This is a genomic window from Methanospirillum lacunae (assembly GCF_003173355.1).
GTDB classification, from domain to species: domain Archaea; phylum Halobacteriota; class Methanomicrobia; order Methanomicrobiales; family Methanospirillaceae; genus Methanospirillum; species Methanospirillum lacunae.
Genome location: NZ_QGMY01000008.1, coordinates 88,964 through 101,188 on the forward strand (window position 1 = coordinate 88,964; position 12,225 = coordinate 101,188).

Here is a 12,225-nt window from a genome sequence, read left to right on the forward strand (position 1 = left end):
TAAGAGAATTAATACCTGATATCAGTTATTCCAACTTCTGCAAGCATTGCTCCTGCCACTGGTATGGTATTACAATACTCCATTCTGTTTTCATACTTCACAGCAGTGTGAAGGAACCAGGGTTTTTTGTATGAAGGAACCCGAGATATGTGGATGCCTCCTATCCTGTTTCCACCTCCGGCATTCACCCAAACCGGAATGTCATCATAACTCCATCCTGCTGCAGGTCCAATATCGATATTTCGCAAAACCAACCGCATAATTGCAATTATTCTTGCTCCCTCGGTCGTAGAACAACGGGGGTGGTTCTCAAGTGGAGTTCCCTTATTTGGGAAGAAACGACTCACATATACACTTTCGAGGTTTTCATACTGCTTTACATGGAATATGAAATCTGCATAATCCTGATATCTGGATGGCTCTATATTTAGCCCTGCTAACATACCAGTCCCAAGACCAAATCCTAAATCGCTGATCTGTTGTGCAAGGGCCTTTTTCTTTTCAAGACTGTCCCCTGCTTTGAATTTAGAAAATAACTTGGGATTAATAACCTCAAAAGACGAACCAACTTTAGTAACTCCAAGATCCTTCAAAGCCACTAAGGAGGCAAGAGAAAGACCTGCCCCAACATTTACAGTAATCTCGGATTTAGATATCTTTCTAATCTCCTCAACTATTGAAACCACATCACTTCCATCACTCGTGAGGGTTGTACCTCCACTTAAATGAAAATTGGTTATTCCATGTTCATCCAGATATCTGACTCCCGTCAGGATTTCATCAATTGTTAATGCGGTTGATGGTTTTACCCAATATGGACAGTATGCACAAAGAGGATCAAGGGTACAGGGGAGGATTGTAGCGATTCCCCCACTCCACTGAAAACTTCTTCCCTTCTCACTGTCTCTCACATGGGCTGCAGTAATAAATAATTGTTGAGCTTTTGCGAAATTCTCTGTTTCCTTAAAAAGAAAAACTGCTTCATCAGATGTAATTTCATCTGATTCAGCCTGCTTTAAAATTGATTCGAATGAGAAGTTCATACTCATTCTCATGAATTTTTCATGGCTATCTGGTCATCAGTAAGATCAGAGACTTTGTAGAATTTTTGGAAGAAATTCCTCGTTTCCTTTGGAATATCAAATGGCATCTGATCCGGGTATAACGTTTCAGTTACCCACATAAGACCGATAATTGATGTAATTCCGTCAGGGAATTCATATTTAGGTACGCAATATACCCGGTCATTTTTCATGGCTGTAGTATCTTTCCATACCGGGTCATTCATAATGTCATTTGTTACATTGGTATTTTGAGCGATGATAACATCTGGATTCCATTTGATGATGTCTTCTACAGACACCTCAATTCCTTCGTTTGTCTTATCACCACTCAAGGTTACTGCATCTGCATATGGAATACCGCCAGCATCTCTCACAATTGAGGACATAATTGTTGCAGATCCTGGAACCGTCTTAGAGGTTGCTCCTGTATAGAATACCCTTAGTTTTTTATCGTCTGGTATCTTTGAACTTGCATCTTTTACCCGGTTTATGGTATCTTTCCAATAATCAGCGAGTTCATTCCCTTCTTTTTCATTTCCAACAACCTTACCCATAAATCTGAATGATGGCTCATAATCTTCAATTGTATCTTTTTTGACCGTAACCACCGGAATGTTGAAAGTGTCCTGTTCTTTATCAACATTTGGATCCTTTGTCATTGAAACAATTACATCTGGCTTAAGTGAGATCACCTGTTCATTATTTAGACCCTTAAAATAAACTCCTGTAACTGGTAAACTTCCGAATAATTTCTGGCCTTCTTTTGACATAAGATAGGTTCTTGATTTTGAAACCATGTCTATGCTGGCTAGTTTTTCGGGAGCTAATCGCCATGCCATATATGTCGGGATAGGATGAAGGCAGGATATATTTGTGATTGGATTGGGGATTGTAACATCTCTTCCGGCTAGATCAGTAACGATTTGCGTCCCTGTCTGACCTGATGATGTTGATGCAGCAAACGCACTGGGAATACTCAGTAATCCTAGAATTAAGAGTACTGCAATCAAAGACTTACATGACTGATTGAAATTAAAATACCTCATGTCTACCTCTTGTAGTATGAATCAACATGACAATCTGATAAGATGTGAATACAAATGCTACAACATATCCCTCAATAACCATTTAAACATTCGAATTTATCCTGAAAGAATAATATTAAGATAAGGTATTAAACTAAAGTTTATCTTACTATAGGCAATCAGGTTTGAATTCGAATTAATTAATTAGTGAGGATGCAATATCTTTGAGTATTCTGATGTCAGATCAGATCTCCTATATTATCATTATATTATGTTGTAATAACTACTTTTGTAATTGAGTTTAGTTTTTTATTTATTATATTGATTAATTTTAAATATGATAGTTTATTATTTACTCTTCTTTATATGTACAACATAACTTAATAATATGATTAAATGGGATTCCAATTCAAATATTATATGACAATCCAAGACAGGATTTCGAAAAATAAAACACAATTATACAAACTCCCTGCCTGGTAAATGAGACAGGGAGTAAATTTGTAGTTGTACTGCAAGAAATATTTTTTTTAGAGTGTGAGGTGGAGCACACCTCATATTATATTGTACATTAGTTAATTTATATAATTCGTTTAATTCAATTAGTTTATAATAACCTATCCCTTTTGTTTGATTGCAATTTCATAAAAAACACCTATGAGGCGCTGCCTCATGCTTGACTAATGAAAATCCACGATATGAGGTTTGTTTTGAATTTCATATGCATTTTCATGCAAAATCTCTACTCGGTAAGAATTTATCTAGCCATGCTCTGATCCTGTTTGGAAAATATCCCTAAAATTACATAATAATCCAAAATTAGACAATAATTTCCATTATAACGATGCTATTTTGCATAGCATAATCTTATATATTTGCATGTTGTTTTAGTTGTGCTATACCTCGTAGCAGGTCTGTGAAAAAAATGAAGATTAGCGCAAGAAACGCCCTGAAAGGAACCATCAAATCAATCACAAAGGGTCCGGTCAACGCAGAGGTAGTCATTGATATTGGAGGCGGAGTCCTCGTAACTGCCATAATTACGGTACATGCTGTAGAGAACCTCGCCTTAAAGGAAGGAAAGGAAGCCTACGCAGTAGTCAAGGCTAGTGAAGTAATGGTAGCCGTAGAGTAAATGGAAAACCACTTGGACACATAAACTCAGCTACCTATTATAATATTATGTTGAATTTAATTAATTCAATATAATATCTATCCTTGATACTATCTCCTGTTCTGTGACTTTTTAAAAAAAGAAATGACTGCTTGGTAACTCTTTGAGTCAGAAACAACGAACCAGGAACAATAAATAAGGAACGATTATTATGATTCTGCAGGGACCATAAATCCCCCGTGTGGAACTGTTATCTCAAACCTGACTCCAATTCCCGGTATTCCTGTCTCCTCTATTGTAATAGAGGTAATTCCCAGAATCTCTCTTACCAAAAATAGGCCATATCCTGTGTTTTCTCCAAATCCTCTTTTAAAAATCTTACTTTTATTTTCAAAATTGACTCCCCCTCCATCATCTTCGTAGATAATTACTGCACATTTTTCTGATATCTTAGATGAGACGGTTATGGAGGTGATATCTTTTCCATGCCTTAACGAATTATCGATAAGATTAAAAAATACTTTTTCGAGTAACATATCTGCATATATTACAATATTTGCATCAATATGGCAGCTCACTGTTGGGGGAACGTTTCTGGTTTTCCATGCTTTTTGTACAACATCTGAAACTTTGTACCACCCGGGTTCTGCAATTCCAAGATCCTGGTACACCGATGTGAAACTTATAAGTTGTTTGATCATCGTGGTTGCATCTTTTACCCGGTCAAATGCTGTCATTGTTTGAGACTGATTATTACACGTATTTGCAATGTCCTCGATGTAGAATGATATGATCATAATTTGATTGAGTATATCATGCCTGGTAATTGAAGTCAAAAGCCCTAGTTTCTTACCCGCTTCAGTCAGGGCATTTTTTGATTTAATTATTTCGCTGATATCTCTCATCACAATTAATCTGCATTCCAATCGGTTAATAGAGTCAAAAACAGGATACATGTCAATAGCATAATAATATGAATTGTTTTCATACAGGTGATTGATTGTTGTATGTATCGGAGTCAAACCTGTTAGATCAGTTTTTAAATCTGATAAAAATGTTGAGATTGTATCAAATTTACCCCCGATTATTGATAAATTTTCCAGATGTAACATTGTAATTGCTTCATTGTTCATCTCCAGAACCCGGTTTACAGTATCCAGGACGATGATTCCATCATGCAGATGCTCAAATATTTTTCTGTGTGGAAAATGAACAAGGTCGAAAAACTGGTATTGGAATATTTCAAATAGTAGGATTATCCCTGCAAATGCCAAAACGATAGGAGTAATATCAAAATCCGGGTATAGTCTAGGCATAAAGTGATAATACAGATATCCTGCCATAAGTGAAAATAAAATACACACAAACAAAAAAGACTGAATAAAAAAAACACGGGGTGAGTTATATAGTATATATAAGAAAACCACCAGGCAGAATGCTATGGAGAGCAGGATGTATGATGAGAGAACATTGTACATGAACCCTGGTGTTATTGAGATAATGGTGAGGCCATCTATCGTAAGGGCATCTACTGCCTGATAGTACCAATGGTGTAATTCATTGGTAAAATATGACACAAAGGTGAGAACCGGAACTAGGAAGATTAATGCACAGGTTTTCCTATTTACAAGATGATTAAATCCACCAAACTTCAGTGCAAATAATATCACACATCCTGGTATCCAGGGAATTGCAAGGTATTCTATTTTTAGATAAAGGATATGAAGGTCTGGATCAATTGCAGTTACTTCAAGACCATAAAAAAAAGACCACCAGGCGATTAGGAACATGTAAAAGGAAAAAATACCTGACCCACGAACATCCCTGCGGTTCCAGGTAATAATTGAAATGATTCCTGAAATTATTGCGGATAAAAACATCAGGTAGAAAAAAGGATAATTCTGAAACTGCATGGAGTTCTCAACTTAGTGACAAAATGTTATTATTAAAGCTATCAGAAGAAAAACCTGTATGTCAAATGGTATTGAAATCATCCCGCAGGTTTGATACATACGCTATTGTCCGATTGTTTGTATACTAGTCAATTAAATTGTACCTTTTTATCTTTTCGTGCAAATTTAAGCGTATTTACAAGTGTTTATACCTCTTGAGGACTCAATATCCGTAGTTACTTGATATAAAGTTTTGTGTGGAGTATGTGTGAAAAAGAATGAAACACGATTGATTCATGAGAACAAACCTGGACACGTTTCTTATTGCACCAACATGTCCTGAAAAAGGATTAGAAGTCGATTGAAAATTTGTCTTTGAATATGATTAATCGACAGCGATCATTACTTCGCTTGCCTTGACAACTGCGTAGGCTTCCTTTCCTTCCTTTAAGGCGAGGTTCTCCACTGCATGTGCTGTAATCATGGCTGTCACAAGTTTTCCTGCTCCGATGTCGATTACAACTTCTGCGTTGACCGGTCCCTTGGTGATGGATTTAATTGTTCCCTTGAGTGCATTGCGAGCGCTGATTTTCATGTTTTTATACCTCCATTCTGCTTTGAGTAAAGCAGTTACTACAGCATCTATCTCTATCTGTTTAATACTTGTGGTTATCCAGATAGTTTAATGATTAATGAGAATCAATTATAGTTTGATATATTTGATTCTCCGTTAAAGAAAAAAATGGAAATTAATATATTTCACAAAAAGAATTGTGTAATATACACACTATACACATGAAACGACGATACAACATCACTCTCACCCCTGAAATGGATGAGAAATTGAACCATTATGCATATGTTACCAGGAAGAGCAGAAGTTCTCTTATTGAGGAAGCTCTTGATCAATACCTGGCTGGTAAAGATGATGGTTCGCGCTCTTCACACGATGATGTATCAGTTCTCAAAGAGAGGATGGAACTACTTGAAGCGAAAATTCAGAGAATTGAAACCAGAGATTGTTTACGTCAGGAACCGGTTCAATCCCGCACTCAGAATTTTCAGGAAAAAAATTCTCCTGTAATATCACAAACCCCACAATGCCAAAATCCGGATAAAATGCGGCAAAATCTCCCACTCGAGACAGAGGTACAGTCTGTTATTTCACTTGATCCAGATGGATGGTACACTCAGACACTGGTGAGTGAATTCCTTGATCAATCTGTTCTCCCAAGTACGCGGAAAAGCATCGTTTCACTTGCCGTTGCCCGGGGTGAAATGGAGACGAATGGTAAAAAACGAAAAGGGTGTAGGATAAAGGGTTCATCAGCAATCAGGTGGATTATTTCGATGAGAAAAAAAGACAAGCCGCCAGTTTTTTTCCTGGGATCTCACTGATATGCATGAATCCAGGAAGGTTCAGAAAAATTTGGTTCTACCATCCTGACATCTACCTCCTGCCCCTGAATGAATGTGTCAGATCCTGCTTTCTTGTGGAGAATGGCATCTGCTTGAATCCCCATCATATGTCCGAATACCCATGGTACCGGGGTTATCAGGGTTTTGTCATTTTCAGATCTCACCCTGACAAGTCTGAAAATATCAAACCCTTCTATTGAAGGTACTGGATTCGTTAATATTCCCTTTATGTACGTTGGTGAAGGTATCGGCACGCACCACTCGGAGAGAAGCGGAAAAATCAGTTCATAAAGAACTGCCATGGTTGAGATTGATGGTCCGGGCATTCCAAAGACCGGTTTATTATTCACCTGTGCTAATGTCACTGGTTTACCAGGTCCCATCGCAACACCATGAAACAGAAGCGTTCCACTCTGTTCCATTGCGTCTACTGTATAATCTTTTGAACCTGCGGAAGAACCACCAAAGATCAGGACCATATCACACTCTGAAATCATGGTTTTGATTCCGGCTGAAATGGCATCAGGATCATCATTCAATACAGGATATAGGACCGGTGTAACTCCAAACTGTCTGAGAGCTGATGCAATCATGTATGAGTTACTATCTACTATCTGACCTGGTTTTGGTTCTGTATATGGGGAAATTATCTCATCGCCTGTTGCAACGACTCCAACCTTCCAGGTCTTTACCGATACATCAAGAATCCCGTATGAGAGCATTGCACCAACATCAAAGGCTCTGATTACATGACCACAATCAAAGAGCAGATCGCCTTTTTTGATGTCCACTCCTTTTGCTATGGTGTTCTGATGAGATGAGACCGGTTTATAAATCAGAGATCTGGTGTCTGTAACTGCTGTTATCTCTTCCACTGCTATAACTGCATCATATCCTTCAGGAAGGGGCATCCCGGTGTTTACCCGTGGTGCCTCAACCTCTACCGGATTATTCTCGCTAGCGTTAGATGTTTCACCACTACGTACTGCGATTCCATCAGGTCCAGAAAGAATAAGGGGAGGATTAGTTCGTTGTGAGTAGACCGGTTCAGCGATGACATATCCGCACGAATCTGCAGTTGGCATACTGGTTCTGTTATTTGGCGACTTAAACGAGGATAGAATGAGACTTTTTGCCTCATCAAAGGATAATAACTGTGAGTTGATACATATTCGTGGTATTGCAATCACCTAAGGATTGATTAAAAATCAGCGTCTTACGATTAATAGATTTCATTTGTTCCACAGATCAGATCAGTCACACTGATTTGATGGCATAGGCGATAACACAAGTAATTGGAGAGGTTCTGTTTCTTTTTTTTTGTTGATACCTATTGATAAATGATGAATTTCAATCGAAAAAAAGATATTTGATTTTAGTCGTTATGCCTGCTGAATTCCTTTTATCAGAGTCAGAATCGGAGGATATGCTTCGGTAATGGGTGTTCCCATTAGTCCATTCGTTAAGATTTTTGAATCTTCTGGAATTTCAGCAATAATATTCTCTGGATTTTCAAGACTACTCCGGATTTTTGAACTGATTTCTGGAGTAACTCTATTGAGAACATAGTAAAATGGCATATCAAGTTCTTTGATCATTGAAGTTATTGTATGGGCAAGACCCACAGATTCAAACGAGGGGTCAACTACCATAAGAACACAATCTGCTTCAGCATCAATTCCTCTGCCAAAATGTTCAATTCCTGCCTCAGTATCGATGATGACTACATCATTCTTTTCCAGGGTGAGTGATTTGAGGAATTGTCTTGATAACATCCCCATTGGACAGGCACATCCCTCCCCTGAATGAGTGATCTTTCCTATTGATACCAATGAAACAGATCCATTTTTAGAAATATATTCTTCCGGTATTGTATCAATTGAGAGAGGCCAGTCAAACAGCTGATTTGTTGCACAATCCGGCTTTTTTGATGGCATCTTCTCTTTAATACCTTGTTTTCCTCCGAAATAGTGGAGTAAATCTTTTGGAACTTTTGTGCCAAGCAACCTATGAAGTCCGCCGTTCGATTCGTCTGTGTCGACAATGAGAACATTGTGATTGGTTCTGGCATATTCATGAGCGAGCAGCGAAGTGATGGTGCTTTTTCCACTTCCACCTTTTCCACAGATTATTAGTTTCATATTCAGGTATCCTTATGTACTAAGGTTATTTGTTTTTCTTTCTTTTAATTATATCATTTTGTTATTTATTGTTTAAATTTAAAAATGAATGTAATATTCTCTTGAATCAGATAGGTGAAAAAAAGTTCTGGTATTCATATCATGTTCATTGGTATGGAACAATGGTGCCTAACTCCATTTTGAATATTTTGTCACACATAAATTGAAGAACCTCTTCATCATGAGAAATAAAAAGATATGAAATATTTCTCTTCTCTTTAATTCTTTTGAGCAGATGGAGTATTTGTGCCTGTACTGAGAGATCCAATGCCGACGTTGGTTCATCAAGAATAATGAGGTCAGGATTGACAAGAAGGATTCTGGCAAGTGCAAGCCTTTGAGCCTGTCCTCCTGAAATCTCATGAGGAAAGCGTGAAAGAATCTCTTCATGTAATCCGATATCTTCTAAAACTGAAGTGATACCTCCATCAGGAAGTGTTACGCCGGGAAGTTTGAGAACTTGTAAGAAGGAGTTTTTTAGGGTTTTTACCGGATTAAAAGTACCTCCAGGATCCTGAAATAAAATCTGTATCTTTCTTCTGATTGAGTAATCACGTGTCCACATGGTATATGTGAGAGGTCTGTCTCTGTAATGAATTGAGCCACTGTCAGATCTATCAAGGCCTGATAAAATTCTCCCAAATGTGCTTTTTCCAGAACCTGACGGGCCGATGAGGCCAACAACCTCTCCTTGATGAATTGTGAGTGAACATTTGGATAATACCTTCTGCCTGGTCCCCGAATATCCAGAAGAATAGGATTTTGAGATATCTTTTGCTGTTATTAACACAGATGACATCGTACCTCACGTGTATCTGTCAGAGTAATTTCAGGGCATTGGTGGGTGCATACCTCTGTTACACAATCACACCGGTTTGCAAACCGGCAACCCGGGGGAAGAGATGAAAGAGGTGGGGCAGATCCTTCTATCGGAATAAATCCGTTCCTTGGAAGACTTTTTAATAACCCTTTCGTGTATGGATGGAGTGGAGAGGACAATACCTCATCTGCAGGTCCTGCCTCGACTATCTGTCCTGCATACATCACGATCAGGGTATCTGCAATACGCTCTGCAAGTGGTATATCATGAGTAATGAGGAGAAGGGACTGATTTTGCACTTTTATCCCCATGAGACAGGATTCAATATCTACTAACCGCTCTTTATCAAGTCCCTTTGTTGGTTCATCAGCGATGATAACCTCGGGCATAAGCCCTAGCACAACCGCTGTTGCAGCCCTCTGATTCATTCCGCCAGAATTCTGGCATGGGTATTGCATCATTGCCTGATCTGGTTCAGGAAAGCCTACTCTTTTCAGAGTTTTCAGAATATGATCCCGCATGGCTCCTGGAATTGAGATGTTATGAGATTGAAGTGGTTCTTTCATCTGCCGTTCTATTGTATAGATCGGGTTTAAGGATCGGTCCGGATTCTGATATATAATTCCGATTCTTTTTCCCCGTATTTCCTTTAATCTGGACTCTGAACATGTAATCAACTCCTGTGAATCAAATCGGATTGATCCGGTTATTTCTGTGCTATCTGAAAATAATTTTAAAATAGCATGTGCAGCAACCGATTTTCCACATCCTGATTCTCCAATTACTGCGGTACATTCTCCGGCATACAAGGAACATGAGAAGTCATGAAGTGCTCTCATTACTTCGTTTTTATTTCTGAATGTCACAGATAGATTACTAATCTGTAATACCGGTTTGTTATGACTCATTCAAATGCACTTTCACGCTCTGGTTGTTCATGTATCATTCCGATTCTGACAAATGAGATGATTACAAGGCTTATACAAAGAGCTGGAGGAATGACCCACCACCACATTTCTCTGACAAATCCGCCGTGAGTAAAGGCGTCAGAAATAATTTTTCCCCAACTTTCCATTGTGGGATCAGATAACCCAAGGAATGACAGTGATGCTTCTGATATCATTGCTCCGGCTACAATGAGCATTCCTTTAGGAAGTATTATCGGATAGATTACAGGAATAATCTCCCTGAGCATTACATGATGAGGAGAAAATCCAAGACACCTTGCAGAAAGAACAAATCCTGATGAACTTAATTGAAGAGTTTTTGCCCTGACAAGTCGTGCAGTGCTTTCCCAGGAAAAAAGACCGAGAATACAGATCAAAATCCAGATGTTAGGTCTGAAGAATGCTGCTATTACTATAATTACCGGAATTTTTGGAATTATTAATACAATATCGGTGATCCCCATCAGGATATCATCGACTCTGCCTTTAACATATCCTGATATTACACCCACCCAAATTCCAATCAGCATTGAGAGTCCTCCTGCACAAAAACCGATGATTAATGAAATCCTGGTTCCATATACAAGCAGGGAAAAAACATCATGTCCTACATCATCGGTTCCAAGAATGTGATCTGAACCTGGAGAAAGATATGGAATAAATCTCTTCTCCGGGTTATATGGGGCGATATACTGGGGGATTAACGCAGCAATGATGAAGACCAATAGGATGAGTACAGAGAGAATGAGAGGTTTGCTTATGTTCAGATTTTGGGGCTCTGTAGTCATTCTTTTTTTCAATCCTCCCGTGCTCTCGGGTCAACCATAAGGATAATGATATCAGCAATGATGTTGGCAATGATTACAAGAAGGGAAATTATAAGAAATGAACTGGTCAGAATTGGGTAATCCCGGAGCTGAATAGCATCATAGATCAAGCTTCCCATACCATTTAACGAGAAAACAATCTCAATAAAGAGGGCTCCTGATATAAGAAAACCAAAATCAAGTGCAAAGAGAGTAATAAGAGGAATTACAGCATTTCTTCTCACATGTCTCCTGAGGATCTCGGAGTCTGTTATCCCAAGGGCTTTTGCAAATTGAGGGTAGAGCAGATTCTTTTCAGTGATGGTTGTTCCCCGCATGATGAGAAGGTTTCGTGATGCATAAAACAGGGTTAGCACGATAACCGGTAATGCAATATGATGAGCGATACTGGTGATTGTAAAGGTATCATAGAGTCCTTTAAACGGAAACCATCCCAGATGGTAGACGAATATGACCAGGAAGAAGAGGCCGAGCAGGTATGGCGGAGTTGAGGATATCATCAGGGCTAATCCTGAAAAGAATTTTGCGAGTAACGTCTCAGATCTCCAACCAGAAAATGCTCCAATTATAATCCCTAATATGCTTCCCAGTATTACTGCAATCCCGACATAGAGCAGAGTCCACCCTACCCGACTTATGAGAAGATCAAGGACCTGTGCATGCATATGGTACGAATATCCTAAATCTAATCTGGAGAGATGTGAGCAGTATGTTAAAAATTGCTCATATAATGGTTTATCAAGACCATAATTTGCATGTAACTCAGCAATGACCGACTGGGTCAATATTACGTCTTCTCCAACCAGATTGATGACCGGATCTCCGGGCATGAGTCTTGGAATTAAAAAGACGATCAGAAGTACTACAATAAAAGAACAGAGATATCTGAGAAATTTCCTCCGTAAAAAGAGACTAAAAAAAGAGGCAATGTTCATAA

Annotated in this window: 12 protein-coding genes; 2 read left to right on the forward strand and 10 right to left on the reverse strand. The window is 38.6% G+C overall.

Annotation, left to right across the window (positions count from 1 at the left end):
- Positions 1-8: 8 nt before the first annotated feature.
- Together DK846_RS10565 and DK846_RS10570 are read right to left on the reverse strand one after the other, a co-directional pair.
- The gene (locus tag DK846_RS10565) at positions 9-1,043 is read right to left on the reverse strand and encodes a radical SAM protein (protein ID WP_109969334.1); all 1,035 of its coding nucleotides are present in this window, start codon (positions 1,041-1,043) and stop codon (positions 9-11) included.
- Positions 1,044-1,051: 8 nt separating this feature from the next.
- Positions 1,052-2,110 (reverse strand): ABC transporter substrate-binding protein, encoded by a 1,059-nt coding sequence (locus DK846_RS10570; RefSeq protein ID WP_109968922.1) that lies wholly within the window; start codon positions 2,108-2,110, stop codon positions 1,052-1,054.
- A 904-nt stretch (positions 2,111-3,014) separates the two neighbouring features.
- Between DK846_RS10570 and DK846_RS10575 the strand changes: the two genes are divergently transcribed.
- Positions 3,015-3,224, forward strand: coding sequence for a TOBE domain-containing protein (locus DK846_RS10575; RefSeq protein WP_109968923.1), 210 nt, complete (start codon positions 3,015-3,017; stop codon positions 3,222-3,224).
- 188 nt (positions 3,225-3,412) lie between these two features.
- Here the strand turns inward: DK846_RS10575 and DK846_RS10580 are convergent, their stop codons facing one another.
- On the reverse strand, positions 3,413-5,116 hold the full coding sequence (locus tag DK846_RS10580) for a histidine kinase N-terminal 7TM domain-containing protein (protein WP_109968924.1): 1,704 nt from the start codon (positions 5,114-5,116) through the stop codon (positions 3,413-3,415).
- A gap of 364 nt (positions 5,117-5,480) precedes the next feature.
- On the reverse strand, positions 5,481-5,690 hold the full coding sequence (locus DK846_RS10585) for a TOBE domain-containing protein (RefSeq protein WP_109968925.1): 210 nt from the start codon (positions 5,688-5,690) through the stop codon (positions 5,481-5,483).
- 200 nt (positions 5,691-5,890) lie between these two features.
- Between DK846_RS10585 and DK846_RS10590 the strand changes: the two genes are divergently transcribed.
- Positions 5,891-6,493: a CopG family ribbon-helix-helix protein gene (locus DK846_RS10590; protein WP_109968926.1), complete on the forward strand. Its 603-nt coding sequence runs from the start codon at positions 5,891-5,893 to the stop codon at positions 6,491-6,493.
- On the opposite strand, the gene DK846_RS10595 is transcribed toward DK846_RS10590, so the two are convergent.
- The 6 genes from DK846_RS10595 to DK846_RS10620 form a co-directional block, all read right to left on the reverse strand.
- On the reverse strand, positions 6,487-7,704 hold the full coding sequence (locus DK846_RS10595) for a molybdopterin molybdotransferase MoeA (RefSeq protein WP_245926524.1): 1,218 nt from the start codon (positions 7,702-7,704) through the stop codon (positions 6,487-6,489). The two genes, DK846_RS10590 and DK846_RS10595, sit on opposite strands and share 7 nt — an antisense overlap.
- 192 nt (positions 7,705-7,896) lie before the next feature.
- Complete coding sequence (locus DK846_RS10600; protein ID WP_109968927.1) at positions 7,897-8,655, reverse strand: ATP-binding protein; 759 nt, start codon at positions 8,653-8,655, stop codon at positions 7,897-7,899.
- Positions 8,656-8,800: 145 nt separating this feature from the next.
- Positions 8,801-9,493 carry an ABC transporter ATP-binding protein gene (locus DK846_RS10605; protein WP_109968928.1) on the reverse strand — a complete coding sequence of 231 codons (693 nt, stop codon included), beginning with the start codon at positions 9,491-9,493 and terminating at the stop codon, positions 8,801-8,803.
- Positions 9,478-10,353, reverse strand: a complete 876-nt coding sequence (locus DK846_RS10610) for an ABC transporter ATP-binding protein (RefSeq protein WP_181391728.1) — start codon at positions 10,351-10,353, stop codon at positions 9,478-9,480. Before DK846_RS10610 ends, DK846_RS10605 begins: the two co-directional genes overlap by 16 nt.
- A 65-nt stretch (positions 10,354-10,418) precedes the next feature.
- Entirely contained in the window at positions 10,419-11,249 is an 831-nt protein-coding gene (locus DK846_RS10615; RefSeq protein WP_109968930.1) for an ABC transporter permease, read from the reverse strand.
- An 8-nt stretch (positions 11,250-11,257) separates the two neighbouring features.
- A complete protein-coding gene (locus DK846_RS10620; protein ID WP_109968931.1) occupies positions 11,258-12,223 on the reverse strand; it encodes an ABC transporter permease in 966 nt (321 codons plus the stop codon).
- Between the last annotated feature and the right edge of the window lie 2 nt (positions 12,224-12,225).